The organism is Variovorax sp. YR634 (genome assembly GCF_900106655.1).
In the GTDB taxonomy this organism is placed as follows: domain Bacteria; phylum Pseudomonadota; class Gammaproteobacteria; order Burkholderiales; family Burkholderiaceae_C; genus Variovorax.
The window spans coordinates 65,195-89,975 of sequence record NZ_FNOL01000015.1; the positions used below are offsets into that span (position 1 = coordinate 65,195).

Below are 24,781 nucleotides of genomic sequence, written 5' to 3' on the forward strand. Positions count from 1 at the left end.
GCCTTTCAGGACGGAAGCGCGGCGGCCGCCCGGCCCGTGACGGTATCCGGCATCCAACGACTGGTGTCCAGGAGAGGCAGCGACGGCAGCAACCGGTTCGCGCTGTAGGGATAGGCCACGGTCACTACTGCACCCGTGGCGGGAGCCGAGCCGCCCGCGCCCGTCATCACCACCGTCACGGTCACATGACTCTTGATCCAACCGAGGCGGCTCGTCGAGTCGGCATTGCTGGCTTCCGGCACGACCAGCGAACCAGCCAACGATTCATGGACGGCGTCCTGGACCCGCTGCTTGCGCAGGGCGTCGTCCGAAAGACCCATCATCGACGGCTGCGACAGCGCGCGCGCGCCGTCCTCGCCGGCCCGCGATACGGCCTGCTGAACGTACAAGACCGACCCGAACGTGGCGATGCCATAGATGACCAGGAACAGGAACGTGAACGTGAACGCGAACTCGATCGCCGCAATGCCGCGTTGACGGCATTGGCGGCCAGTGGCGAATCGGGCCCCTTCCCGTGGCGTTGCGACGCGCTTCATCATGGTGTCCTCCCGTCGAGCAGCATGCTCGCCTTGGCAACCAGGGTGTCGGGTACGGCAAAAGCGGGGAGCGGCGGCAGCATGTCCTTGAGGCCCGATGCCGTGATCGTGACTACGATCTGGCAGCGCTGTTCCCAGAGGATGCTGCACACGCGGGTGGCCGAGCAGTCGTTGCTGGCTACCTGGCAGATCTTGGCGTCCACGGTCGGGGCGATGGGCAGCAGGCCGCTGGCCTGATCGCGCGCGACGTCGTACGCCTTCGCGGCTCTGGTTGTCGCGCCGACCGGATAGCGAAGCGCGGCGCGCGCGCCGTCCTCGGCGGCGTTCTGCAGGCCAAAGCGAATGGCGAAAAGGACGCCGTAGCAAATGATGGCGTAGAGCAGGGTGAAGAAGATCAGAAAGGCGATCGCGAACTCAAGCGCGTAGACGCCGCGCTGGGTGCGCGGATTCGTCCGAGGGGGCGAGAGTCTCATGGTGTGCGGTGGTGGTTCGAGCAGGAACGCCGCCTTGGCGGCCTACTTGCTGCCGCTCGTGTTGCTGCCGGTCTTGACCGTCGAGTTCAGCCGCTCGGGGATCGGGTATTCGAAGCTCTTCAGATAGCGCTCGTAGCTTCGCCGTGCGACATCGCCCGCAATCGGACGCGGAGTGGGCGAGGCGATGCCGCCATCGCGTTGCCATGCGAGCAGGCTCGATGCAGCGTCCCCAACCTGCAAGGGCGGCGCGTCCTCGAAGTCGGCCATTTCATACGCTGCCGCCTGCCCGACGCCTTCTTGCATCGAAGCGCCCGAGGCCGGTGCAGCCACAGGGGTTGCTTGTGGTGTCGGTTTCGCCTCGGGTGCGAGCGCGGTGGGTGCGGTCTGCGCGGAAGCGGCGGCGACCATCAGCGCAAGGGCGAGTCCGGTCACGGGCCAGGCGGTGTTGGAGCGGGGAAGGCGATTGTTCATTCTGTACCTCGTGTGATCGGGCTGATGGAGGTGGCCGGACCTGCATTGGCCTGCGCTCCGCCCATGCCTGGCCAGCGTGCGGCCTTGAGACGCAGGGGTATGGCGTTGTCGTCCGGAGCACTCGCGCGTGCAATCGCAGGTTGGGGAGTAGGCTGCGCGGAAGCCAAAGGCGCACTGCCAAGTTGACGTGCGCTCTCGCGAATCGCGGCGCGTGTTGCGGGCGACATGCGGTGGGCCTCCATCAGTGCGTCGGCTTGGGCCTGCTGTTGCGTAACCTCGAGGTACAGCGCGAGGTTGGCTTGTGCCTGGGTATTGTCGGAGCGAAGTTGCAGCGCTTGCATCAACGGCAGGCGCGCCTGCGCGATGAGTCCCGCGCGCAAGCTGGCGTAACCGAGGTCGCTCAGAAGTACTGCGTCGGTAGGGTTGCGCCGTTGTGCTTCCTTCAGCAGTGCGACGGCTGTGGAATAGTCGCCGCGCCCGCCTGCCAGCAGTCCGAGGCCGTGGTAGCCGGCGCCTTCGAGCGGGGTACCAATCAGGCGCTTGTAAGAAGCCTCACTGCTTGCCGTCTCGCCCGTCTGGCGCAGTGCGTCGGCACGCAGGCGACTCGATTCGGGAGATACGCCCCAGCGTTGCTCGAGGGCATCGATATGCGCAAGCGATGCGAACCACAGGCCGTCCGTCTGCATCTGCTCGACGAGCTTCATGTACGTTGCGGCGGTGTCGATGTTCGTCGCGTTCTTCTGCGTCGCAGCAGTCTCTGCCGCCATCCGCTGTTGCGCATCGGCGGCTGCCGGATACAGGCCTTTGGGCCCACCGCAGCCGGCCAGCATCACCAGGGCCACGAGCAGCGCGCAAGCGCACTTTGAGTCTTGCAAGACGATGTTCATTTGGACATGGCTCCCAGTGAACGGATGATGGCGATGAAGCCTGGGCCAGCGGTCACGATCACGAGCGCCGGCAGAAGCGTGCTGACCATCACGCCGGTCATCTTCACGGTGATCTTGCCGATGCGTGCTTTCATTTCCGACTTGCGGTGTTCGCGCAATCGGTCGCTGAAGATGCGCAGGGGTTCCTGGACGGCACCGCCATGACGATCGACCTGCACAAGCAAGGAGACCATGCCCGCGAGGTTTTCGTTCGCATGCAAGGTTCCGAGGCGCGCAAGCGAATGTTCGCGCGTGCGGCCGCGGCTGTATTGGCTGTTGGCGAGCGTCAGCTCATGGCCCAGTACCGGCATGACGTGTGCGAAATCGTTGGCCATGATCTGCAGGCTCTGGTCGAGGCTCAAGCCTACGCCCTGAAGAAGCCGAAGGAGGTCAATGAAGAGCGGCAGCTCATGTGCCACGCGCTCGCGCCGCTTGGCGGCGAGTCGGCCGAGCAACCATTTCGGGACCATGAAACCAATGCCGATGGCCGATGCTGCAATGATGGTCAGCTTTCTCGTCGAGACGAGACCGGGCCAGAACAACAGAGCCAGCGTGGGCAGCAGAATTGCCAGCGCGATCCGTGTCACCAGAAAAACGAGTTGCGCCCGCATCGAAGAAAAGCCGCATTGATCGATCAACCGCCGGTCTTCATCGGCGACCAGGGCCTTGCCGATCCGGGTATTGAGCCAATGCAACGGCAGGTCGGCGTCGGCGCGTCTCGCGGCCTCGACTTCCGATGAAGCATCGACGACTGCATCGATGACTGCATCGTCGCGGTGAAGTGCCCGGCCCAAGGCTTTGCTGCGCTGGGCGCGCCGCACTTCGTTGACCAGCAGGCCAGCTGCTGCGGTGCAAAGACCCAGCGCCAGCAACACGAGACTCCAAACGGCGAGCTGCGCGGGAGTGAACATCATGTCAACCTCGCCAGTCGATAGAGCAGCACGGTGCCGAGCAACTGCAGGCCTACCGCACCGAAGATCATCATCTGGCCGGTGGAGTCGTACCACATCCGCAGGAAGTAGCCCGGGTTGGAGATGATGATGAAGCCGCCCACGCCCAAGGGCAGGAGGCCAAGGATCCACGCCGAAAGCCGCGTCTCGGCCGACATTGCGACGAGTTCGTGCTGGGCCTGCTCACGGTCGCGCATGAAGTTCGCAACGCGTTCCAGCAGCAGGTCCGCACGTCCGCCATAGCGCACGCCCAGCCCGAGGATAGATGCCAGGAGATACATTTCCTCGACGCGCACGCTGGCCGCCGTCTGGTGCAGTGCACGGTCGAGGTCCACGCCGGCGCGCACCAGATTCGCCGAACGTTCGAGATAGCTTTGCAGCGGTGGCTGCGTCGATGAAATCGCCAGTTGAAACGCGGCTTGCGTGGAGTTGCCGATGGTGATGAGGCGCACCATCGAATCGATAAATGCGGGAAGCTGGCTGACCAGTTGGCGGCGAAACTTCTGAAGACGCAGCCACAGCCCGAACAGCGCCAGGGCCAGCAGCACGACGAATGTCGCGATAGCGCCGATCCAGCCGGCGAACAGGCCGGCCACTGCGCTCAGGGCCACGATCGCGAGAGCAGCCAATGCAATCGCCTGCACCGAAATGGCACCTTCCAGCCAGGACGGCAATAACGCCTGGAGGCGGGCCCTGCGGGTTGGAGTCGCTGGTGGCTCGCCGCCGGCATTCATCCACGGGTCTGCCGCGATGCCGCTGCCGGGCGTGTCGATGAACGACGTGCGCGGCGAAGCCGACAGCGAAGCTTCCACGGCGACTGCAACGGCCTTGGCCTCGAGTTGCTGCGCCAGATGGCGATAGACAGCTTGCCGCTCTTGACGCCCTCGCGCCCATTGCCAAAGCAGAATGCCTGCCGCCGCGAGCAGCAACGCTAGGCAAACTACGATCAGCAGAATCTCATCCACGGCGATCCCCTTGCGAACGCGTCATCATCTGCCGGAACCGTGTGATCTTGGGCGAGTGGGGTGCAATGCCGAGGGATATCCACCGGTCGCGCTCTTCGCCGTCGGGCGACACGATCGGGTCATATCGGTATAGCTCCTGCATCGCCACGACGTTGTCGTTGACGCCCGTGATTTCGCTCAGCGACACGATGCGCCGTTGACCACCAGACATGCGCCCGATCTGCACAATGAAGTCGATGGCGTTGGCAATCTGGCGGCGCAAGCTCACTTCGCTACCCTGGTAGCCCGCAAAGCCCGCAAGCATCTCTAGGCGATAGAGGCATTCACGAGGCGAACTGGCGTGGATGGTGCCCATCGAGCCTTCGTGACCCGTGTTCATCGCCTGCATCATCTCGATTACCTCGGCGCCCCGGACTTCGCCAACGATGATGCGGTCCGGCCGCATGCGCAGGCTGTTGCGCAGCAGGTCGCGGATCGAGACCACGCCGGTGCCGTCGAAGCCGCCAGGACGGCTTTCGAGGCGCACCACGTGGGTGTGGCCGAGCGAGAGTTCCGCGGTGTCTTCGATCGTGATCACCCGTTCGGCGGGCGGGATGAAGCTAGCGAGGGCGTTGAGCAGAGAGGTCTTGCCGGAACTCGTGCCGCCGCTGACCAGGATGTTGCAGCGTGCGCGTACGGCGATCTCGAGCAGTTGAGCCATGCCTGCATCGAAGGTGCCCAGCTTGACCAAGTCTGCCGGTGTAAGCGGCTCCTTGCGGAATTTCCGGATCGACACCGAAAGTCCGTCGATGGCCAGGGGTTCGATGATGACGTTGATGCGGCCTCCGTCGGGAAGCCGCGCATCGACCATCGGGTTGGCTTCATCGAGCCGTCGGCCCAGTGGGGCAAGGATGCGGCGCACGATGCGCATCACGTGTTCGGTATCGGCGAAGCGCAGCGTTTCGCGTTCGAGCACGCCATTGCGCGATACGTACACGTTCGTGTGCCCGTTGATGAGGATGTCTTCGACCGCGGGATCGTTGAGCAGGTCTTCCAGCGGGCCGAAGCCCGCCAGCTCCTTTGTGAGCGCGTCGGAGATGAGCTGCATTTCGCGATCGTTGATCGGCACGCGGCGCAGCCGTACAAAGCTGTCGACCTCCAACTCGACGAACTGCTGGATCGATGCTCGCGACCAGCGACCGAACTCTGCCCCGAGCTCCTCGATGCGGCTGAGCAAATGGTCGTGCGTCCAGCTCTTGATGTCCTGGAACTGCTGCGAATTGATGAATGCCTGATCGTCGTCGGCAAATTCGATATCGGTGGACATTGGCTCAACTTTCGTTTGAACTCTTCCAGAGCCCGGTGATTTGCGACATCAGTGCAACCCAGCGCTGATCTTTCGCTGGCGGTTGGCCCGACGCGGACATGTACTGCTGATGGAGGCTTCGAGCGAGGCCCGTGACGGCCTGTGAATAGGGGTCGCTACGCGCGGTACGCACCAGCATTTCCCCGCGGCTTGCGGCCGCCAGCAACGGTGCGCTGCGCGCGGGCAACACATGAAGCAGCGGCAATTCGAGGCGCTCGGCGATGTCCTTCGCCGACAGGCCGACATGACTGTCGAATTTGTTCACGACCAGGGATAGCTGCTCGGTCTCGACGCCGCGTGCGCGAAGCTCTTTCAACAGATTGGCTGTGGAGACGATGGCACCGATGCTCTGGTCGCACACGACCCAGGTCTGCTGTGCCTCGCGCAGGGTTTGAGCGATGAAGTCGACGGTAGAGAAGCCGCCGAGGTCCGCGATCTGGAAGTCGAAGAAGTCGGAGAGTCTCTTGATCAGCGCCACGGAATCGGCATGCGAGATCTCTCGCACCTGCGACAGGCTGGCGGGCAGTGGCAGCACGGCGACACCGCTGGTGTGGTGCGCAAGGGCCGTGTGCAGCAGCGTCTGGTCAAGGCGCCGCAGGTTGCGCACGCCGTCGACGAAGCTGAAGCCGCTCTGGGTGTCGAGGTAAAGCAAGCCGTCGCGCGCAGGGAGGCCGAGATCTAGCAAAGCCACCCCGTGCCGCGTCGCGCGCGACGGTGGTCTTGCGGGCGCGTGGGCCAACTGAGCATTCAGCATGAGGGCCAGGCTGGTCGCCAGCGTGGTCACTCCCAGCCCAGCGCGCGCGCCAAGCAACGCGAGGGTGTTGCCGCGGGTACCGCCTTGCAAGCTGCTGCGCCGCTCGAGCAGTGTTTTCAATGTGGTCACTGCTTCACTCGGCGCTGCTGCAACATCGACGAAATCATCGACGCCCGCGCGCAGAGCTGCAAGCATCGCCGTGGGCTCCGCCGACGTTCCCATGGCAAGCACTGGCAAAGCGGGCCAGTCCCTTTTAAGCCGCTGGTGAAGCTGGTTGGCACCAGCCATCTGGTCGGGTGAAAAGTCGATGAATATCGCGACAGGACCGAGCAGGGCGATGCGCTCGTCGATCGACTTCGTGTCTGGAGCAAGCACGACCACGGAACCCAGCCGCCCGAGCGCGTCGGTCAGCCAGGTGATGTGGCTGCCGTTGCTCGATGCGAACAAGTAGGTCTCCGCGCCCGTTTCCGGAATGCTGTCGCGTGGTGCGTTCATGAGGTCAGCATTTCTGGCGTTCACGCCGGTGTCTCTTCAACGCGAGAAGCCTGGAAGCGCGGTGTTGGCTGCGCCGCCCAGGAAGATCGAGCGCCACACCGCGCCGTCGCGTTGTTCTGCGGTACCCGGCAGGAATGGAGCGAGATCGGTGTTGCGTGCGATGGGCTTGACCAGATGCGGCGTCACCATGATCACCAGTTCCTTCTCGCTCATCGTGTACTTGTTCTGCCTGAAGAACGAACCGAGGATCGGGATGTCGCCGAGCAGCGGCACCTTGTCGACATTGGATGACGTGGTGCGACTCACCAAGCCGCCGATGACGAAGCTCTCGCCGTCGCCGAGTTCGACGGTTGTGTCCGCGCGGCGCGTCGTGATTGCGGGAACCGCGACGCCGTCGATGCTCAGGGCGTTGGTGTAGTCGAGGTCGCTTGCTTCCGGCGCGACCTTCAGGACGATTCGGTCGTTCGACAGGACCGTGGGGGTCACCGACAGCCCGATGCCGAAAGGCTTGTACTCGATAGTCGTCGTGCCGAGGCTTTGCGGTACCGGAATCGGCAACTCGCCGCCGGCGAGGAAGCTTGCGCTCTGGCCCGACATCGCCACCAGTGTCGGTTCCGCAAGCACGCGGGCGAGGCCGTTACCTTCGAGCAGATTCAACGTCAACGTCATGCCGCGGCCCTTGTTGGCGTTGCCGAAGCCCAAGGCAAGGCTGAATGCGTCGGCGAGGGCCCCGGACGGGCTGATGTTGCTGAAACTGAAGCCATGGCTGTTGGCGCCATAGGACGAGAGATTGAACCCCGCTTCTTTCAACACGCTTCGACTGAACTCCACGACCTTGACCTCGACTTGCACCGTGTGGCTGCGCACGTTCACGATGGAGCGGTCTACCAGCGGGGTCTTCTCGTCTGCGCTCGAAAGGGCGATGTCCGTGGCTTGCTGGTGAGCCGGGAGGCTGTCGGTGGAGCCCGTCACGATTGCCGCACGGCGGCGCACTTCCACTGCGTAAGTCGTGGCGGCCGGGTTGCCTTTTTCCCAGACCATCAAGGTCGTGCGGCCGGCGGCCTTGGCCGTGACGATGAGGCGTGCGGCGGGTGAACCCGCAGCCTTTCGGGTCAGCGTTACGCCGACCACGGCTTCGTCCGCGATGGCCATGCGGTCGATGCCCTTGTCGACCAGCAATTCTTTTTGCGTGCCGGCCTGCATGACGAGCGTGTCGGATTGTTGGCGCGCCGGGCTCGCTGGCTTTGCCTGCGGACCGGCGGCCCGCGAGATGGAGGGGAAAGCGCTGATCGAAGCGAGAGACAGCGCAATGAACACGAGACGAAACTGCTGCGGCCCATTTCGGGTGGACTGGCGATGAAAATCGTCCGACTTCACGCGGTGCGGCATGTGTTTTCTTTCTTGTTGGGCGGTCATTGGCTCGGCCAGTCAATAGCGCACGGTTTCACTGCGTTCGCCGCGAATCACTTCAACTTCAGTGCCTCCGCGTGCGGGCAGGCCGGAATTTCCGGGAGAGGGCGACCGGGCTGCCGCATGGGGGCGTCGACTGCCTTCAGCCACGTTGCCGGAAACAAAATCCATTGCCGTCAGGCCGGCTTGCGCCTTGTCCAGTCCCCCAAGCGGCGCCCGGCGTGGTTCGCCAGGCTTGGCGGGTGCGATCGTCAAGGCGGTAGGCAATTCCGCGAAGAGCTTGGGGTCGGGCTCGGCAGTGTCGGTCGGGTTGCGCAGTGCAAGCAGCAGCCGGCCGCTGGATTCGCCGAGCGTCAGCCTATTGATCTCGTCGACTGCAACTGCCAGAACGGCTGTCCTGGCTGCTTCGGTGCGTTGTGTGGGTGGCTGTGCCGTGCCCGCCTTGCCGTCGGCTCCCTTGGGCTGCATGCCGTCGACGGAAGCGCTGCCGAATGCCAGCACGCGCTTGCGTGCGAGCAGCAGTCGGGCCTGGCTGCGGTCGATGTCCTTGCCATCTGACTTGAACATCACGAAGACATCGACGAAGTCGCCTGGCTGAACCTTGTTGCCGACGCCCATGACTTCGTCGGCCTTGACGGCCACGGCACGCTCCCCCTCTGCCACGCGCAGCGCGAGACCCGAGACCAACTGTCCTTCCTGCAACGGCGTGCCCTCGCCGAGATTCAGTACCGGTACACGGCCGACGGCATCAGCGGTCGTCTGGAATGCACCTGCGGGATTGATCGGCAGGCGTTCGATGCGCAGTGCCTCGGCGGCAATGACTTGTCCCGCCAGCAGGGGCTTCGACGCGACGACCACGGGATAGGTTGTCGTTTCCCGCGCCTTCGTCGGCGCAGCAGTTGGTGCAGCAACGGTTTTTGTGGGCGGAGGCGCTTGGCGGCTGAGCATCCACGCGTAGCCACCCAGTGCAATGGCGAGCAGCACGAGGATGGCAGCGACTATCTTGGTGAGGTGGATCATGGGCGGCGTGTTGAAAGTGAGGGGGTGGGCGACACGGAAATCGACGATCCGCGGGCTTGCCGCTGTGTGTGCGATTACCTCTGTCGCCCCCAAATCAGCCATACCGCGGTGGCCAGAGACAGATAGGCCGCATAAGGGACAAAACGCGCACGGCGTTCGATGGGCACTGCGCCTTCGGCTGTCGCGCGTTGCCTCGAAAGCAGGAGTGCGAGCCGTGGAAACAGCGGCCAGCGCTGCAGAGCCAGCCAGAGGATGCCGTGAGCCGCGGCGAGAAGACTGCCTCCGATCCAGACAGGAAAGAGTGCGGCTGGGCCGATCCACAGACCGAGAGCGCCTGCGAACTTCACGTCGCCTGCTCCCATGACGCCGAGGGCGTAGAAAAGCAGGAGAACACCGAATCCCGCGGCAAAGCCGAGCAAGGCTTCCGACCAGCCGATCCCCACGGGTTGGAAGCCGAGGGCGAGCTGTGCGAGCGCCGCAACGGCGCCCGACAGCACCAGCCAGTTGGGAACGATGCGCCTGCGAAAGTCATGGACGGCGATCAGGGCCAGCCAGAGAAGCAGGACGAATTCCGGTCGCAAATCGATGCTCTCAGCTGTCCGCTTTAGGCAGCTTTCCCCCGATGTAGCTGAACATATCAATCAGTGCCTTGCCGATGCCACTTGTTTCGGAAAAGATCCCAATCAAGATAATTGCCATGAGCCCCGCAATAATTCCATATTCAATTGCGGTTGCACCTTCTTCGTCGCGCAGAAAACGAGTAATAGAGCTAAGCATGATTTCCCCTTTCAGGAAGTGTTAACAAAGGCTTGCAAGGTGGATGTTATACAGCGTAACTCCGTGTATCAACAAGGCAAACCCGCAAGACTTTCGCCCAGGTGTGCTAGCCAAAAGGAGTAAAGCAGGGTGGCTGCAAGCCTCCTGCCAGCCCGAGCCAGGAAGAGACCTGGTCAGCTGGTGGACAGTTTGGAAGTGAATTTTTCCCTCTGTAGGGCGCGCGGCGCCTCCCATGAAGAGGGGATGCGACGTTACGTCGCCGGGAACGCGCGAAACGGGGGTGTTACGGGAACAAGTGCGTTACGTGTTACGTAGCACGAAGCCCCAAAGGGCCAGATGTAACAGTGAAAAAAGGCTAAACCCGTGAGCAAAAAGTCACGGGTTTGAGGGGGTGACCCCGTCGCCGAGAGGGATTCGACCGGGCCTCAGCCCAGGATTTCTTCGTGAAAGAGCTTCCAGTCGGTACCCTGGCGCAACCAGTACTGGCGCCGGGAACGTCCGCTCTTCTCGCCTTCGAACACTTCGCCGAAGGTAACAATCATGGTGTCGTCACCGTCCCGCCAGTGGAGGTACGACATGTCCTTGAATTGCACGCGCTTGCCCTGCGCGTATTTCACTTCTTCGTCGACAGCCGAAATTCCTTCAGTGGATTTCTTGCTGCTGCGCTGGAAATCGGGCAGATAGAATTTCTTCAATTGCGCTTCATTTCCATTGGCTCGCGCATCTTTCCAGCCATTGATAGCGCTTGTAATTGACTGGGTTTCTTTTTCGGCCTGCGGTTGTGAAATCCATTGCAGGCTGCGCGCGGTCACCACCGGGGTGGCGCCAATTTGCACTTTTCGCAAAAGCTGCTTCAGGTCAGGGTTTGCCATGACCACGCAGCCGTCGCTGGCCAGCGGCGCCCGGGCGAACTGCTGGGGCGGGGTGCCGTGCAGCCAGATGCCGCCGCCGGTCTTGCCGCGCCGCACGTCGTACGGATTGGGGTAGTTGATGGGCAGGGCGCCCGCGCCGTAGAAGTCTTTCAGCGACTTCGGATCGAGGCTGCTGGTGATGTAGTACACGCCCAGCGGGGTGCGCGCGTCGCCCTCGGTGACCTTGTCGGTGCCCGACTTGCCGACCGAGATGTAGTAGTCGGCCGTGAGCTTCAGGCCCTTGTCCGAGTTCTCGAACAGGTACAGCCGCGAGCGCGAGGCGTCGACGGCAATGGCGTAGCGGCTGCGGGTCGAGAGCGTCAGGAACTGCGACGGCACGGTGTTGGCCGGCGGACGCTCGCGCAGGGCCTGCAGGCGGCGCTTCGATTCCTCGTGCAGCTCGGCCATGGCGGGGTTGCCGCGCATCTTCGCGATGCTGGCGGTGTCGGGCAGGGCATTCGACGGGGGCACTTGCGCCGCGAGCAGGTCGCCGTAGACGAGCTGCGCAAGCTGGAAGTTCGGATAGTCGCGCACCAGGTCGCGGGCCTTGGCCAGCGCAGGGCGGGCCTGGCCACGGCCAAACATTTCATAGACCGCGATCAGGCGGGCTTCGGCGTTGCTGGCTTCCTGGATGGAGGAGGCGGATGCCGCCCTGCGTGTGGGCCTTGTTGCCGTCGCGGCAGCTGTTCGGGCCTCTGCAGCGGCCACGCCCTTCTTGCCCTTGGCGGAGGCAGACCGGCCGTTCGCACCGCGCGTGGCGGAACGGCTGCTGTTCGCAGCCTTGGCCTTGGTGCTGCCGCTGGCGGCTTTGGCGCTGCCTGCCTTGTGGGTGCTGTTCGACGCCAGCGCCGCACCGGGCGCCGCCAGCATCAGCGCCGATGCGGTCATCAGCGCTGCGAGCAGTTGTCCGCTGCGCAGACGAAACGGGGGATTCTGAAGCCGGCCGAGCCGGACGATGTCTGCCACTAGCCGCCGACGCTTTCCTTGCGAATGTGCCATTGATTGCCGGAGCGCTGCAGGTCCAGCGTCTTGCGGCTCGAAACGTTGAGGTTGTCCGCGCGATAGATCTGGCGGAACTTGGCCGTCGCGTTCTGTCCGTCGACTTTGATCGCGAGGTTCTCGATGTTCACGCTGATGCTCGACTTGCCGACGATGCGGGCGCGGCGATCTTCTTCCCAGCTCTTGCGGCTCTGGCCGCCGGTGGGCGTGAAGTCGGGGCCGTAGGCCGCGAGGTAGCGGTCCATGTCCTGGCTGGCCCAGGCCGAAGCCCAGGCGCGCACTGCGGATTCGACTTCGGCATTGGAAGCGGTGCTGGCGGCGGGGGCCGGTGCGGGGGCTGGAGCCGGCGCCGCTTCGGGCGCCTTTGCCTCGGGCGCCTTGGGCGCGGCGGCCACCGGTGCGGGAGCGGCTGCAACTTTGACTGGCGGCGGCGGCGCAGCGGGGGCTGGCGCGGGAGCCGGCGCCTTTGCCGCCGGGACAGGTGCTGCCGAGGCCACCAGGGCTGCCGGCTTGGCGCCCGGCGGTGTCGGCGTGAAGAGCGTGCGGATCACCGCCAGCTTGGGCTGCACGGCCGTGTTGTTCTGGTCGAGCTGCAGGGCCTTGCTGTAGGCCTGGCTGGCCAGCCGTGCATACACGTCGCCGAGGTTTTCCTGGGCGGTGGCGTAGCTGGGGTTGGTGCGAATGGCGCTTTCGAGGGCGCTGCGTGCCTTGTCGAACTGGTTCTGGCTCGCGTAGATCACCGCGAGGTTGTTGTACGGCTCGGGCAGCTCGGGCGCGTCCAGCGTGAGCTGGGTGAAGGCGGCGATGGCCTCGTTGCGCTTGCCGGTGTCGAGCTGGATCACGCCCTTGAGAAAGCGCATCTGCGGGTCGCGTGGCTTGTCTTTGAGGAAGGCGTCGGCCTTCGTCAGGGCCTCGTCGAGCTTGCCGGCCTGCATGAGCTTGTCGACCTCCTCATGCTCGATGGCGGCCAGCGCCGGGAGCACGGCGCCACAGGTTGCCGCGGCCAGAAACAGGGCGCGCACGGTGGGGGAGAAGCTGAAACGGGCGCGTGGCCGGGGGCTCTTGGGCATTGCGGACAAGACCTCGTAGGGGTGGGTGATGCGGCAGGGATTGTAAGTGGGGCACGTAACTCCCCGACACAGGGATAACGGTCTTTCGAGGCCTTTAGGCTTGCCCGCAACGTCCCGTGGCGCCCCGCGCCGACCGGCCCCGCAGTACAGTGCCGCCGTGGACCGCCTCCAAAGCATTGAAACTTTCGTTCGCGTCGCGCAGACCCAGAGCTTTGCGGAAGCGGCGCGGCAGCTGCGCGTGGCCAACTCGGTCGTCACCACGCGGGTCAAGCAGCTCGAAGAGTTCCTGGGAGCGCCGCTGTTCCACCGCAGCACGCGCGTGGTGAGGCTCAGCGACATGGGCCAGGCCTTTCTGCGCGACTGCACCGAGCTGGTGGGGCGCGCCAACGACATCGTCGACCAGATGCGCGATGCGCGCGGCACGCCCTCGGGCATCCTGCGCGTGCATGCACTCACCGGCATGGTGCTGGGCCGTTTCGCCACGCTGCTGCGCGAGTTCCAGACGACCTACCCTGACATCCACCTCGAGCTGATCGTGAGCGACGCGGTGGCCGACCCCGTGAAGGCCGGCGTCGACTGCGCGCTGCAGATCTTTCCCGCGGCCTCGCAGGAGCTGGTGTCGCGGCCGCTCTTTCCGGTGCGGCGAGTGCTGTGCGCCACGCCGGCGTACCTCGAAGCGCACGGCACGCCCGCTGCGCCGCGCGACCTGCACCGGCACAAGCTGGGCCTCTACTCGGGCTACCCCACGCGCGACCGATGGACCTTTCACCACGAGGGCGAGCAGACCACCATCTACCTGAACGCCGCGCTGCTGACCAACAGCGTGCACCTGCTGCGCGAATATGCACTGGAGCATGCGGGCATCGTCTGCCTGCCCACGCTGGTGGCGGGCGACGCCATTGCGCGCGGTGAGCTGCGCGTGGTGCTGGCCGAGCACCAGCTATCGTCGTTTTCGCTGAGCGCGGTTTATGCGGGCACCTCGCGCAATGCACTGAAGCTGCGGCTATTCATCGAACACATCGCAACCCGCTTCACGCGCGTGCCGCCGTGGGACGCCACGCTGATCGAGCGAGGCCTTATTCCTGCCGAGCTCATCGAGTTCAGCCGCTCCAGCGGATAGCGTCCGAACGGGGGTAAACCCCTGCGATTGTTCGGAAGCTCCGAATAATCCTCTTCCAAACTGGTCCCTACCGGTGCCGCCGCTTGACTCCTAGAGTTCACCCATCACTGGAGACAACAGGAGACAAGCCATGACAGCCACCACTGCGACCGCCTACAAGACCCGCTTCGGTTCACTCAAGCACTTCGAGAAGGGCCACGTCGAGCCCATCGACGACGACGTTCGCCACTACGCCTTTTCCAACTGCTTCGAGATCGCGAGCATCAGCAAACCCTACGAGAAGGTCGTGTTCGGCCAGAACCAGATCTACGTATTGGAGACGCTGCGCGCCGAAGGCACCTCGCCCTGGTACACCTGCGCGCACGACGAGTTCGCGCTCGTGATGGACGGCGACGTCGAAGTGCACCTCGTGCAGCTCGACGACGGCCAGGCAGTGGCCGACAAGGAAAAGAACGGCGCCGTGCTCGTCAAGGGCGAGCCCAAGGGCAAGAAGATGGGCTGGATGAAGCTCTCGCGCGGCCACCAGGGCCTGCTGCCGAAGAACACCGCCTACCAGTTCCGCAGCGCTGGCGAGCCGGGCGTGATCGTCCTGCAGAGCTGCAAGGGCGATCTGTCGGTCGAGAAGTGGGCCGACATCTGCCAATCGCACTGAGTGCATTGACCGCACCCGAATCCAGGAGCCACACACCATGAACGCACCCGCAGAACTCGCCAAGGTGATCGCGTCGCAGCCCGACGCCACGCTCGGCTACAAGGACTTTTCGCTCGGCAGCTTCAGCTTCCGCCGCGACGAATACTTCGTGCACATCGGCTGGAAGACCCGCGACGGCCGCCCCATGAGCCACACCATGGACGCCGGCAGCTACCTGCGCGCACTGATGCGCGACGTGGCCTGGGGCTTCTTCTACGGCTGGGTCAACTTCGACGACGTGTTCGGCACCGTCAATCACTACGAGTCGGTCGACCTGTACGCCGGCAGCTTCAACGGCACCATGAAGGACGCGGGCATCGACCTGCTCGAGAACTTCCCGACCGCGCAGATCCGCGCCACCTTCGAGGCCATGCTCGACGACTGGACCAACGAGAGCTTCGACCCCTTCGCCGCGCCGCAGGAAACCGGCTCGCCCTACGGCCGCAAGAACGGCAACAACACCGCCAAGATCACGAGGGCGCGCGAACTTGCCAAGCGCTGCGTGGGCCTGAAGGGCGACCTCGACCTGCGCAGCGACGAACGCGGCGCTCCGGTGAACCGCGCCTTTGCCGACGTGCCGCAGGGCCAGCCCGAGCTGCACCCCGAGCCCGGCTTCGAGAACGACGTGCACGCCTTCAATCTCTTCGGCTTCCTGAGCCGCTCGCAGGTCACCTGGAACCCGAGCTTCACCTCGGTGGTGAAGCACAGCTACATGTGCCCGACGACCGAGGAGCACATCCTGCCGATCATCCACGGCAACGATCGTGTCGAGTGGTTCTTCCAGATGACCGACGAAATCCACTGGGACTGCGGGGACAAGAACACCGGCAGGCCCATGGCCCGCGTGATCATGAAGGCCGGCGACATGGCAGCCATGCCCGCCTACTGCCGCCACCAGGGCTTCAGCCCCAAGCGCTCGATGCTGCTGGTGTGGGAGAACGGGTCGCCGAGCCTGGTGTACGAAATCCAGAAGGGCGAGAGCCCGGAGATTCCGGTCGAGTTCTGACCGGTTTTTTTTCTCCCTCCCGACGCCCTTCCATCCAACTCTCCCCAAGCGGGGAGGGAGAGGAAACTCATGCCTGCTCTTTCCATTCGCCACCAGCTCTTCATCGACGGCCGCTTCGTCGATGCCGAATCCGGCGAGACCCTCGCCACGCTGAACCCGCACGACAACACGCCCATCGTTAATGTCGCGCTCGCCGGCAGGGCCGACGTCGACAAGGCCGTCGCCGCGGCGAAGCGTGCCTTCCCCAGATGGAGCCGCATGGCTGCCGCCGACCGTGGCCGCATCCTGCTGAAGCTCGCCGACCTCATCGAAGCCAACGGCGAAGAGCTCGCGCGCCTCGAATCGCTCGACACCGGCCACCCGATCCGCGATTCGCGCCGGCTCGACGTGCCGCGCACGGCAGCGTGCTTCCGCTACTTCGGCGGCATGGCCGACAAGTTCCAGGGCGAGACCATTCCGGTCGAAGAGGGCTTTCTCAACTACACGCTGCGCGAGCCCGTCGGCATCGTCGGCCAGGTCGTGCCGTGGAACTTTCCGCTCATGTTCACCAGCTGGAAGATGGCGCCCGCCCTCGCGGCCGGCAACTGCATCGTGATGAAGCCGGCCGAGATCACGCCGCTGAGTTCGCTGCGCATCGCCGAGCTGATGGCCGAGGCCGGCCTGCCGCCCGGCGTGGTCAACATGCTGCCGGGGCTCGGCAGCGTGGCGGGGCAGTACATCGCCGAGCATCCGGAGATCGCCAAGATCGCCTTCACCGGCAGCACCGCCACGGGCCGGCGCATCGTGCAAGCCAGCGCGGGCAACCTGAAGAAGGTGCAGCTCGAACTCGGCGGCAAGGGGGCGAACATCGTCTTCGAAGACGCGAACCTGCAGGCCGCAGTCAACGGGAGCGCGTGGGCCATCTTCCACAACCAGGGGCAGGCCTGCATTGCGGGTTCGCGGCTGATGCTGCACGAGAAGATCGCCGATGCCTTCCTCGAGCAGTTCATTCCGCTTGCGAAGTCGATCCGCCTCGGCAACCCGCTCGACGAGGCGACGGAGATGGGCCCGCTCACCAGCGCGCAGCATCGCGAGCGCGTGCTGAGCTATGTGGAAGTGGCGCTGGGCGAGGGCGGCGAACTGCTCGCGGGCGGCAAGTCGCCAGGCGGCGATCTTGCGAAGGGTTGCTACGTCGAGCCCACCGTGATGCGCGCCAGGTCATACAAGGACCGCGTCGCGCAGGAAGAGGTGTTCGGCCCCTTCGTTACCGTGCTCACCTTCAAGAACGACGAAGAGGCGATGCAGATCGCCAACGGCACCGACTACGGCCTCGGCAGCGGCCTCTGGACCAACAACCTGCAGCGCGCCCACAAGGTCGCGCGCGACCTGCACGCCGGCATGGTCTGGATCAACAGCTACAAGCGCGTGAACCCCGGCTCGCCCTTCGGCGGCGTCGGCCAGAGCGGCTACGGCCGCGAGATGGGGTTCGATGCGATGCGCGAATACACGCAGGTGAAGAGCGTGTGGGTGAACGTCGACGCGCAGATACCGCCGCACTTCGCGCGCTGACCCCTGATCGGGCGGCACAAAAAACACAAGAGACGGAGACAACCATGACATTCAATCGCAGACAGTTCACGCAGGCCACGGCCGCGCTGGTGGCTTCGGGCGCAACGCCACTGGTGTTCGCGGCCGACACGCTGAAGATCGGCTACGTGTCGCCGCAGACCGGTCCGCTCGCGCCCTTCGGCGAGGCAGACAAATGGGTCATCGACCAGATGAAGACCGCCTTCAAGGACGGTATCAGTGTCGGCGGCAAGAAATACGCGGTGCAGATCGTGCTGAAGGACAGCCAGTCGAACCCCAACCGAGCGGGCGAGGTGGCGAACGACCTGATCCTGAAAGACAAGGTCGCGCTGGTGCTCACCGCCGGCACGCCCGAAACCGCCAACCCCGTGAGCGATGCGTGCGAACTCAACGAGGTGCCCTGCATCTCCAGCGTGGTGCCGTGGCAGCCCTGGTTCTTCGGCCGCAAGGGCGACCCGGCGAAGGGCTTCAACTGGACGTATCACATGTTCTGGGGCCTCGAAGACGTCATCGCCAACTTCACCAACGGCTGGAAGACGCTCGCCACCAACAAGAAGGTGGGTGGCCTGTTCCCGAACGACGGCGACGGCAACGCCTGGGGCGACAAGGAGCTGGGCTTCCCCAAGCCACTCGCGCAGATGGGCTTCACGCTCACCGACCCTGGGCGCTTCCAGAATGGCACGCAAGATTTCAGCGCGCAGATCGCGGCCTTCAAGAAAGAGGGCGTCGAGATCGTCACCGGCGTGGTGATTCCGCCCGACGCCAAGACCTTCCTCACCCAGGCGCGGCAACAGGGCTTCAAGCCGAAGATCATCACGCTCGGCAAGGCACTGCTGTTCCCTGGCGCGATCGAGGCGCTGGGCGACCTGGGCGATGGCCTGTCGACCGAGGTGTGGTGGAGCCCATCGCATCCGTTCACCTCGAGCCTCACGCAGCAAAGCGCCAAGGTGCTGGCCGATGCCTATGAAGCCGGTGCGAAGAAGCAGTGGACGCAGCCCATCGGCTTTGCGCATGCGTTGTTCGAAGTGGCAGCGAATGCACTCGGGCGTGCCAAGTCGCTGAAGGCTTCGGACGTGCGCGACGCCGTGGCATCGACCTCGATCAACTCGGTGGTCGGCCCGGTGAAGTGGGGCGGCCAGGGGCCGTTCAAGAACGTCAGCAAGACACCGCTGGTGCTCGGCCAGTGGGGCAAGGGCCAGAAGTACAAGGTGGAGCTGACCATCGTGAACAACGAGGCGGCGACGAACATTCCTGCCGGCGGCAAGCTGCGGCTGCTCTGACCGTCATGACGCTGCTGGCACTGCATGCCGTGAGCAAGTCCTACGGAGCGCTCAAGGTCACGGACGACATCACGCTGTCGGTGGCCGAGGGCGAGACGCTGGGCATCCTCGGGCCGAACGGCGCGGGGAAGACCACGCTGTTCAACCTGATCTCGGGCGACGTGCGCGTCGATGCGGGGCGCGTGGAATACGCGGGCCGCGACGTCACGCGGCTGCGGCCGCACCAGCGCTGTCATGCGGGCATCGGGCGCAGCTACCAGGTGCCGCAGCCCTTCGGCAACATGAGTGTGTTCGAGAACCTCGTCACGGCCGCCTGCTTCGGCGGGCAGCAGACCGAGCGCGAGGCATGGCAGACGGCGCACGAGGTGCTGGAGCAGACGGAGCTGATGCCGCATGCGAACAAGCCCGCAGGTGGGCTGACCCTGCTCGACCGCAAGCGGCTGGAGCTGGCGCGCGCGCTGGCGACGCGGCCGCAGTTGCTGCTGCTCGACGAGATCGCGGGCGGGCTGACGGAGCCAGAGGCCGCGGTGCTGGTCGGGGAGCTCAAGCGCATCAAGGCACGGGGCGTGACGATGATCTGGATCGAGCACGTGGTGCATGCGCTGCTGTCGCTGGCGGACCGCTTGTTCGTCATCAACTTCGGGCAGAAGCTGGCGGAAGGCGAGCCGCGCGCGGTGATGAACGATTCGGAGGTGCGGCGGGTGTACATGGGGATGGAAGCATGAGCGCGCTGCTTTCCACCCACGCCCTCAAGGCTTTCTACGGCGACGCCCAGGCCTTGTTCGGCATCGACTTCTCGCTGGCCCGTGGTGAGCTCGTGGCCATCATCGGTGCCAACGGTGCAGGCAAATCGACCTTCCTCAAGAGCCTTACGGGCCTGGTGCGCGCGCCCCGCGAAGCGATCAGCTTCAAGGGTGAGCCCATCGGCGGGATGCCTCCCGGCGACATCGTGCGCCGCGGCCTCGCCATGGTTCCCGAAGGCCGGCGCCTGTTTCCCAGCCTCAGCGTCGAAGAGAACCTGCTCATGGGCGCCACCGCCGCGCGCAAGGGGCCGTGGAATCTTCAGCGCCTGTACGCGCTGTTTCCCATACTCGCCGAGAAGCGGCACCAGCCCGGCACGTCGCTATCGGGCGGCCAGCAGCAGATGGTCGCGCTCGGCCGCGCGCTCATGAGCAACCCCGAGCTGCTGCTGTGCGACGAGTTGTCGCTCGGCCTCGCGCCCATCGTCATCCGCGAGATCTATGCCGCCATGCCGACCATCACCGGCGAGGGCATGACCGTCGTCATCGTCGAGCAGGACGTGACCATGGCGCGGCAGGTCTCTCAGCGCATCTACTGCTTCCAGGAAGGCCGCGTGTCGCTCGAAGGAAATTCCGCCGACCTCACGCGCGAACAGATCTCGCAGGCCTACTTCGGCATCGAGGCCGCCCATGCTTGAAACCATCGTCCAGGGCGTGCTGCTCGGCGGCCTCTACACGCTGTTCGCACTGGGCCAGTCGCTGATGTTCGGCGTGATGCGGCTCACCAACACGGCGCAGGGCGACTTCATCATCCTCGGCGCGTTCGCGGTCATCGCGGGCGTGTCGCTGACGGGCGATGCCATGCCCTGGCTCGTGGCGCTCGCGGTGCTGCCGGTGGCCTTCGGTTTCGGCTATGCGCTGCAGCGCTATGTGCTCAACGGCACGCTCGGCAAGGACCCGCTGCCCTCGCTGGTCGTCACCTTCGGCCTGTCGATCGTCATTCAGAACCTGCTGCTCGAACTGTTCTCGGCCGATCCGCGTGCCATCGAGACCGGCGGGCTCAGCACGCAGGGCATTGCGCTGGGCGATGCGATGTCGCTCGGTGTACTGCCTCTGGTTGTGCTGGCCATTGCGGTCGTTGCGACGGGCGCTCTGCAGTGGCTCTTTGCGCGCACGGCGCTGGGCCGGTCGTTTCGCGCCGTGTCCGACGACCGCGAGATCGCGGAGCTCATGGGGCTGAACGCGAAGAAGGTCTACGCGCTTGCCACTGCGATCGCCTTCGTGCTGATCGCCATCGCGGGTGCGCTGCAGGGCATGCGAACAACCGTCTCGCCTTCCGACGGGCCGCTGCTGCTGCTCTTTGCCTTCGAGGCGGTGATCATCGGCGGCATGGGCTCCTTCTGGGGCACGCTGGCCGGCGCGATGATTCTCGGCATCACGCAGCAGATCGGCTTCAGGCTCGATCCGGGCTGGGGCATATGGTTCGGGCACATCGTGTTCCTCGTCGTGCTGGTGCTGCGCCCGCAGGGGCTCTTTCCGAAAACGCGTGGATGAACCGAATGACGAGCATGCCCCCACCCCTCATCGCCGTCGAGCGTGCCACCGCCGCGAGCCGCGCCGCGCTCTTCGTCGGCATCGCCCTCGTGCTCGTTGCCGCCAGCCTTCCGTGGTGGGGCGAGTCGAGTTGGATGCGCGAGTTCGTCGAGATCGCCTGCTACTTCATCTTCGCAATGATGTGGAACCTGCTTGCCGGCTACGGCGGCATGGTGAGCATCGGGCAGCAGGCCTTCTTCGGCTTCGGCGGCTACGTGATGCTGATGCTCGGCAACTTCGCGGGCATCAATCCGTTCATTGCGATTCCGCTGGGCGCGCTGGCGGCGGGGCTCATCGCCATTCCCGTTTCCTTTGTCGCGTTTCGTCTGTCGGGTGGCTACTTCGCGATCGGCACATGGGTCATCGCGGAGGTGTTCCGCCTGAGCTTTGCCAACGTGTCGGCGGTGGGCGGCGGCTCGGGCACCACGCTGACTGCGCTGCGCGGCATCGAGAAGGCCACGCGCGAAAGCACCACCTACTGGATGGCGCTGGCCTGCGTGGTCGCGGCCATCGCGCTGGTGTACCTGTTCCTGCGCAGCAAGCGCGGCCTGGCGTTGCTGGCGATACGCGACAACGAAGTGGCGGCCGAGTCGCAAGGCATTCCGGTGGCGCGCATGAAGCTCGCGGTGTATGTGGTCGCGGCCTTCGGCGCGGGTCTCGCGGGGGCGCTGTACTTCGTGGGCAATTTGCGCATAAGCCCCGATGCGGCCTTCAGCGTCAACTGGACGGCTTTCGCCATCTTCATGGTGGTCATCGGCGGCATCGGCCGCATCGAGGGGCCGCTGGTGGGCGCGCTCATCTTCTGGGCGCTCAACAAGTTCCTGAGCGACTACGGCACCTGGTACCTGCTGGGCCTGGGCATGCTGGCGATCCTCGTCACGCTGTTCTTCAAGCAGGGGCTGTGGGGCTATGCGCAGCAGCGCTGGGGCTGGTCGCTTTTTCCGACGCAGAGGCGGTTGCTGGGGGCTTCGTCGCGAAGGTGAAGTGCTGTCGCGTCCGACGCGAAAAAGGCCCTGTGCAAACCTCCTTCTGACTTGCGCAGCAGAGCATGATCCTGTAACGTTTGAAACAAAGTGGTGACATTTCACCGCTTCTTTTCATCGCTCTGGAGCCTCCCTTGACGATCACTAAACGCCGCTTGCTCGAAGGCGGCGCTGCAGCCGTTGCCACTTCGTTGTTCGCACCGGGCTCCTTGGCCCAACAACGCCCGGCAGCCGGTGCCGACGCCTGGCCGACCAAGCCCGTCCACATCCTCGTGGGCTTTCCCGCCGGCGCATCGCCCGACCTCGCGACTCGCGCCATTGCCGAACCGCTGTCGAAGATCCTGCGCCAGCCGGTGGTCGTCGAGAACAAGCCCGGCGCCAGCGGCAACACCGTGGCCGACCTGGTGGCCAAGGCCACCGACGATCACACCATCGGCGCGCTGATCAACGGCAACCTCACCATCGCCAAGCTGCTCAATCCGGCGCTGCCTTTCGACCCCGAGAAAGACTTTGCGCCCGTCGGCCTCATCGGCACCGCGCCGCTGGTGCTGGCGGTCTCGGGCAGCGCCACGGGCAAGACCGCGGCCGACCAACTGCTGTGGGTGCGCAACTTGGGCAGCGGCGGCAAGTACGGTACGCCGGGCGTGGGCACCGTGGGCCACCTGGGCATGGAGCTCATCAAGAGCCGCGCAGCCATCACCGCGCAGCACAAGCCCTACACCGGCAACCCGCAGGTCATTGCGGGCCTGCTCGCCAACGAGATCCAGCTGGCGCTGCTGCCGCCCGGCCTCGCGTTGCCGCACATCAAGTCGGGAAAGATCAAGGCCATTGGCGTGACCTCGCCCGAGCGCAGCCCGCTGGCCAGCGAGCTGCCCACGATTCGCGATGCGGACGTGCGCGGCGCCGACCTCGAAATCTGGACCGCGCTGGCCGCGCCCGCCGGCATGAAGCCCGCGGCAGTCGCCAAGCTCAATGCAGCGCTGGTCGAAGTGATCAGCTCTCCCGACGTGAGCGAGGCGCTGCTGAAGACCGGCTGGCAGGCACAGCCCGGCTCACCCGACACGCTGGCCAAGCGCATGCGCGCCGACACCACGCGCCTGGGCGGCGTGATCATCATGAAGGGCATCCACTCGGAGAGCTGACCGAGGGGAGCCCCGGCTCTCCTTACATCTTCGACGCGACGCGCTTGAACAGCGCTTGGTCGAAGCGGATCGTGATGACTTCCGTGTCGTCCGGCTTGCCGGGAACGCGACCGTCTTCCGTCGGGAAGTTGGTGTCGATCGCAACGGCCAGGGTGTTGTCGTCCACCACCTCGACACTCTCGACCGAATCGAAAGGCATGCTGAACTTGCCGGCCACCACGCTGGCCAGCGGACCGCCGATGTCCGTCGGGTCGGAGATGTTCAGCAGGTCGACCAGCAGCGTCTTCTTCAGCACACCGTTGGCATCCTTCACGTCGAGGTCGACCATGTACAGGCGCTTGACCACTGCCTTCGAGCCGTACAGGCTGTCGCGCTCGATCAGTACGAACTTGTTGCCGCCCACGTTGGTCATGTCGCCGATCACGATCTGGTTGTCCTTGGCGGGACCGTCCTTCTTGTAGACAGGGTTCTTGCCGGTGTAGAGCATCGAGGCGGGGTCGAACTCGAAGAAGTTCAGGTAGCGCTCGTCGTCTGCCACCGGCCGCAACGAGGCCAGCGAGGGCGCTGCTTCGGGCACCGCGTAGAGGCGGCTGCTGTCGCCGTTGAAGGCCAGGCTCTCGAAGCCCCGGCTCGAGAGCGAGGTCGCGGTGGCGCCGTCGTTCATCACCAGCGGGTTGGACGGGCTGCGCAGGAACGGATGCGGCACCGGGTCGCCCATCAGCGTGCCGTTCTTGTCGAAGTGCAGGATGTAGGGGCCGAACTCCTCGCCCACGAACCAGGTGCCGTCCTTGGCGCGGGCGATCGACTCGACGTCGAGGTCGAAGCCTGTCAGCAGCCGGCCGCTGACGATGCGCGCATCCACCGGCTTGCCGCTGTCGACCAGGTTGTTGCCGGACACCGTCTGGTAGCTGGCGTAGTCGGCGGTGATCTTCAGGTCGACGCCCTTGCCGTCCTTCAGGAAGCCGTTGGCGTCGTTGAAATTGACGTGGCTGTTCACCTTGATGGTGCCGGGCACCGTCGTGCCGTTGGCCGCGGTGCGGAAGTCGATGTTGACGTTGTAGAAGCCGACCACGAAGTCGCCGGAGTTGCCCTTGCTGCCGTAGCCGTTGTCGGGCATGGCGGTCCAGGTGCCGTCATCGTTCTTCAGCAGTGCCGAGAAGCCCGGCAGCGGCTGTCCGTCGACGAAGGGTGGCGTCACGCCGAGCGCGGCGGTGATGAACTGGCCGGTGGTCGGGCCGGGCCAGCGAAACGTGTCGGCCAGGGAGGCCCAGCCGGTCAGCTTGTGGGGCAATCCTGCCGAGTCGTCTTGTGGCGGCTGGGGCGTAGGTGCGGGCGCTGGTGCCGGAGCGGGTGTTACAGCCACCGGAGGAAGGGCAATGCCGCCTCCGTTACCGCCACCGCACGCGGCGAGGGCAGCGGAAGAAACGACTGCCAGCATCAGGTGACGCGGCAAGTTGGACGAGGCGAAGCGAACGGACATGAATGGACCCTCCCATGGTTTTTAGTGCGAAGCGCAATCTAAAAAGCCGGTGTGACGTGTCCATGAATACCCATTCGG

25 protein-coding genes are annotated in these 24,781 nt (G+C 64.9%); 10 read left to right on the forward strand and 15 right to left on the reverse strand.

The features are described from left to right. Positions 1-5: 5 nt before the first annotated feature. From BLV60_RS22700 to BLV60_RS22765, 14 genes are all read right to left on the reverse strand, one after another. Complete coding sequence (locus BLV60_RS22700) at positions 6-539, reverse strand: TadE/TadG family type IV pilus assembly protein (protein ID WP_256329465.1); 534 nt, start codon at positions 537-539, stop codon at positions 6-8. Next, a complete protein-coding gene (locus BLV60_RS22705) occupies positions 536-1,009 on the reverse strand; it encodes a TadE/TadG family type IV pilus assembly protein (RefSeq protein ID WP_093057549.1) in 474 nt (157 codons plus the stop codon). Before BLV60_RS22705 ends, BLV60_RS22700 begins: the two co-directional genes overlap by 4 nt. 42 nt (positions 1,010-1,051) lie before the next feature. Beyond that, entirely contained in the window at positions 1,052-1,480 is a 429-nt protein-coding gene (locus tag BLV60_RS22710; protein ID WP_256329466.1) for a DUF3613 domain-containing protein, read from the reverse strand. After that, positions 1,477-2,367: a tetratricopeptide repeat protein gene (locus BLV60_RS22715; RefSeq protein WP_176928892.1), complete on the reverse strand. Its 891-nt coding sequence runs from the start codon at positions 2,365-2,367 to the stop codon at positions 1,477-1,479. Before BLV60_RS22715 ends, BLV60_RS22710 begins: the two co-directional genes overlap by 4 nt. After that, positions 2,364-3,320, reverse strand: coding sequence for a type II secretion system F family protein (locus BLV60_RS22720; protein WP_093057550.1), 957 nt, complete (start codon positions 3,318-3,320; stop codon positions 2,364-2,366). The genes BLV60_RS22715 and BLV60_RS22720 overlap by 4 nt, the downstream gene beginning before the upstream one ends. Continuing rightward, positions 3,317-4,321 (reverse strand): type II secretion system F family protein, encoded by a 1,005-nt coding sequence (locus BLV60_RS22725; protein WP_093057551.1) that lies wholly within the window; start codon positions 4,319-4,321, stop codon positions 3,317-3,319. The genes BLV60_RS22720 and BLV60_RS22725 overlap by 4 nt, the downstream gene beginning before the upstream one ends. Continuing rightward, on the reverse strand, positions 4,314-5,627 hold the full coding sequence (locus tag BLV60_RS22730) for a TadA family conjugal transfer-associated ATPase (protein WP_093057552.1): 1,314 nt from the start codon (positions 5,625-5,627) through the stop codon (positions 4,314-4,316). Before BLV60_RS22730 ends, BLV60_RS22725 begins: the two co-directional genes overlap by 8 nt. 4 nt (positions 5,628-5,631) lie before the next feature. Next, a complete protein-coding gene (locus BLV60_RS22735) occupies positions 5,632-6,915 on the reverse strand; it encodes a CpaE/TadZ family protein (RefSeq protein ID WP_093057553.1) in 1,284 nt (427 codons plus the stop codon). A 36-nt stretch (positions 6,916-6,951) separates the two neighbouring features. Further along, positions 6,952-8,304 carry a type II and III secretion system protein family protein gene (locus BLV60_RS22740; RefSeq protein ID WP_093057554.1) on the reverse strand — a complete coding sequence of 451 codons (1,353 nt, stop codon included), beginning with the start codon at positions 8,302-8,304 and terminating at the stop codon, positions 6,952-6,954. Positions 8,305-8,343: 39 nt separating this feature from the next. Further along, entirely contained in the window at positions 8,344-9,345 is a 1,002-nt protein-coding gene (cpaB, locus tag BLV60_RS22745; RefSeq protein ID WP_093057555.1) for a Flp pilus assembly protein CpaB, read from the reverse strand. Positions 9,346-9,419: 74 nt separating this feature from the next. After that, positions 9,420-9,926 carry an A24 family peptidase gene (locus tag BLV60_RS22750; RefSeq protein WP_256329469.1) on the reverse strand — a complete coding sequence of 169 codons (507 nt, stop codon included), beginning with the start codon at positions 9,924-9,926 and terminating at the stop codon, positions 9,420-9,422. Between the two features lie 10 nt (positions 9,927-9,936). Next, the gene (locus BLV60_RS22755) at positions 9,937-10,122 is read right to left on the reverse strand and encodes a Flp family type IVb pilin (protein WP_093057556.1); all 186 of its coding nucleotides are present in this window, start codon (positions 10,120-10,122) and stop codon (positions 9,937-9,939) included. A 425-nt stretch (positions 10,123-10,547) separates the two neighbouring features. Beyond that, on the reverse strand, positions 10,548-12,032 hold the full coding sequence (locus BLV60_RS22760) for a L,D-transpeptidase family protein (RefSeq protein ID WP_093057557.1): 1,485 nt from the start codon (positions 12,030-12,032) through the stop codon (positions 10,548-10,550). Continuing rightward, entirely contained in the window at positions 11,999-13,102 is a 1,104-nt protein-coding gene (locus tag BLV60_RS22765; RefSeq protein WP_093057558.1) for a nuclear transport factor 2 family protein, read from the reverse strand. Before BLV60_RS22765 ends, BLV60_RS22760 begins: the two co-directional genes overlap by 34 nt. A 157-nt stretch (positions 13,103-13,259) precedes the next feature. On the opposite strand from BLV60_RS22765, the gene BLV60_RS22770 reads away from it, so the two are divergent. The 10 genes from BLV60_RS22770 to BLV60_RS22815 all read left to right on the forward strand — a co-directional run bounded on the left by BLV60_RS22770 (position 13,260) and on the right by BLV60_RS22815 (position 23,223). Then, positions 13,260-14,222: a LysR family transcriptional regulator gene (locus BLV60_RS22770; RefSeq protein ID WP_093057559.1), complete on the forward strand. Its 963-nt coding sequence runs from the start codon at positions 13,260-13,262 to the stop codon at positions 14,220-14,222. Between the two features lie 130 nt (positions 14,223-14,352). Continuing rightward, positions 14,353-14,874, forward strand: a complete 522-nt coding sequence (locus BLV60_RS22775; protein ID WP_093057560.1) for a cupin domain-containing protein — start codon at positions 14,353-14,355, stop codon at positions 14,872-14,874. Positions 14,875-14,911: 37 nt separating this feature from the next. Continuing rightward, on the forward strand, positions 14,912-15,919 hold the full coding sequence (locus tag BLV60_RS22780; RefSeq protein ID WP_093057561.1) for a hydroxyquinol 1,2-dioxygenase: 1,008 nt from the start codon (positions 14,912-14,914) through the stop codon (positions 15,917-15,919). Between the two features lie 84 nt (positions 15,920-16,003). After that, positions 16,004-17,467 carry an aldehyde dehydrogenase family protein gene (locus BLV60_RS22785; protein WP_093057644.1) on the forward strand — a complete coding sequence of 488 codons (1,464 nt, stop codon included), beginning with the start codon at positions 16,004-16,006 and terminating at the stop codon, positions 17,465-17,467. Positions 17,468-17,511: 44 nt separating this feature from the next. Continuing rightward, on the forward strand, positions 17,512-18,765 hold the full coding sequence (locus BLV60_RS22790; RefSeq protein WP_093057562.1) for an ABC transporter substrate-binding protein: 1,254 nt from the start codon (positions 17,512-17,514) through the stop codon (positions 18,763-18,765). 5 nt (positions 18,766-18,770) lie between these two features. Further along, positions 18,771-19,490, forward strand: a complete 720-nt coding sequence (locus BLV60_RS22795) for an ABC transporter ATP-binding protein (protein ID WP_093057563.1) — start codon at positions 18,771-18,773, stop codon at positions 19,488-19,490. After that, the gene (locus BLV60_RS22800; protein WP_093057564.1) at positions 19,487-20,203 is read left to right on the forward strand and encodes an ABC transporter ATP-binding protein; all 717 of its coding nucleotides are present in this window, start codon (positions 19,487-19,489) and stop codon (positions 20,201-20,203) included. The genes BLV60_RS22795 and BLV60_RS22800 overlap by 4 nt, the downstream gene beginning before the upstream one ends. Then, complete coding sequence (locus BLV60_RS22805; protein ID WP_093057565.1) at positions 20,196-21,059, forward strand: branched-chain amino acid ABC transporter permease; 864 nt, start codon at positions 20,196-20,198, stop codon at positions 21,057-21,059. Before BLV60_RS22800 ends, BLV60_RS22805 begins: the two co-directional genes overlap by 8 nt. Before the next feature lie 14 nt (positions 21,060-21,073). Next, positions 21,074-22,081 carry a branched-chain amino acid ABC transporter permease gene (locus BLV60_RS22810; protein ID WP_256329473.1) on the forward strand — a complete coding sequence of 336 codons (1,008 nt, stop codon included), beginning with the start codon at positions 21,074-21,076 and terminating at the stop codon, positions 22,079-22,081. A gap of 134 nt (positions 22,082-22,215) precedes the next feature. Next, on the forward strand, positions 22,216-23,223 hold the full coding sequence (locus tag BLV60_RS22815) for a Bug family tripartite tricarboxylate transporter substrate binding protein (RefSeq protein ID WP_093057567.1): 1,008 nt from the start codon (positions 22,216-22,218) through the stop codon (positions 23,221-23,223). Between the two features lie 22 nt (positions 23,224-23,245). Here BLV60_RS22815 and BLV60_RS22820 read toward each other — a convergent pair whose 3' ends face one another. Then, a complete protein-coding gene (locus tag BLV60_RS22820; protein ID WP_093057568.1) occupies positions 23,246-24,703 on the reverse strand; it encodes an esterase-like activity of phytase family protein in 1,458 nt (485 codons plus the stop codon). Positions 24,704-24,781 lie beyond the last annotated feature (78 nt).

What these genes read in the sequence shown, in the direction of transcription:
- BLV60_RS22805 (WP_093057565.1), top strand. Translation starts at nt 20,196, where the DNA reads ATGCTTGAAACCATCGTCCAGGGCGTGCTGCTCGGCGGCCTCTACACG.
- BLV60_RS22720 (WP_093057550.1), bottom strand. Translation starts at nt 3,320, where the DNA reads ATGATGTTCACTCCCGCGCAGCTCGCCGTTTGGAGTCTCGTGTTGCTG.
- cpaB (WP_093057555.1), bottom strand. Translation starts at nt 9,345, where the DNA reads ATGATCCACCTCACCAAGATAGTCGCTGCCATCCTCGTGCTGCTCGCC.
- BLV60_RS22700 (WP_256329465.1), bottom strand. Translation starts at nt 539, where the DNA reads ATGATGAAGCGCGTCGCAACGCCACGGGAAGGGGCCCGATTCGCCACT.
- BLV60_RS22740 (WP_093057554.1), bottom strand. Translation starts at nt 8,304, where the DNA reads ATGCCGCACCGCGTGAAGTCGGACGATTTTCATCGCCAGTCCACCCGA.
- BLV60_RS22795 (WP_093057563.1), top strand. Translation starts at nt 18,771, where the DNA reads ATGACGCTGCTGGCACTGCATGCCGTGAGCAAGTCCTACGGAGCGCTC.
- BLV60_RS22820 (WP_093057568.1), bottom strand. Translation starts at nt 24,703, where the DNA reads ATGTCCGTTCGCTTCGCCTCGTCCAACTTGCCGCGTCACCTGATGCTG.
- BLV60_RS22710 (WP_256329466.1), bottom strand. Translation starts at nt 1,480, where the DNA reads ATGAACAATCGCCTTCCCCGCTCCAACACCGCCTGGCCCGTGACCGGA.
- BLV60_RS22765 (WP_093057558.1), bottom strand. Translation starts at nt 13,102, where the DNA reads ATGCCCAAGAGCCCCCGGCCACGCGCCCGTTTCAGCTTCTCCCCCACC.
- BLV60_RS22755 (WP_093057556.1), bottom strand. Translation starts at nt 10,122, where the DNA reads ATGCTTAGCTCTATTACTCGTTTTCTGCGCGACGAAGAAGGTGCAACC.
- BLV60_RS22760 (WP_093057557.1), bottom strand. Translation starts at nt 12,032, where the DNA reads ATGGCACATTCGCAAGGAAAGCGTCGGCGGCTAGTGGCAGACATCGTC.
- BLV60_RS22730 (WP_093057552.1), bottom strand. Translation starts at nt 5,627, where the DNA reads ATGTCCACCGATATCGAATTTGCCGACGACGATCAGGCATTCATCAAT.
- BLV60_RS22800 (WP_093057564.1), top strand. Translation starts at nt 19,487, where the DNA reads ATGAGCGCGCTGCTTTCCACCCACGCCCTCAAGGCTTTCTACGGCGAC.
- BLV60_RS22735 (WP_093057553.1), bottom strand. Translation starts at nt 6,915, where the DNA reads ATGAACGCACCACGCGACAGCATTCCGGAAACGGGCGCGGAGACCTAC.
- BLV60_RS22705 (WP_093057549.1), bottom strand. Translation starts at nt 1,009, where the DNA reads ATGAGACTCTCGCCCCCTCGGACGAATCCGCGCACCCAGCGCGGCGTC.
- BLV60_RS22715 (WP_176928892.1), bottom strand. Translation starts at nt 2,367, where the DNA reads ATGAACATCGTCTTGCAAGACTCAAAGTGCGCTTGCGCGCTGCTCGTG.
- BLV60_RS22775 (WP_093057560.1), top strand. Translation starts at nt 14,353, where the DNA reads ATGACAGCCACCACTGCGACCGCCTACAAGACCCGCTTCGGTTCACTC.
- BLV60_RS22790 (WP_093057562.1), top strand. Translation starts at nt 17,512, where the DNA reads ATGACATTCAATCGCAGACAGTTCACGCAGGCCACGGCCGCGCTGGTG.
- BLV60_RS22810 (WP_256329473.1), top strand. Translation starts at nt 21,074, where the DNA reads ATGCCCCCACCCCTCATCGCCGTCGAGCGTGCCACCGCCGCGAGCCGC.
- BLV60_RS22780 (WP_093057561.1), top strand. Translation starts at nt 14,912, where the DNA reads ATGAACGCACCCGCAGAACTCGCCAAGGTGATCGCGTCGCAGCCCGAC.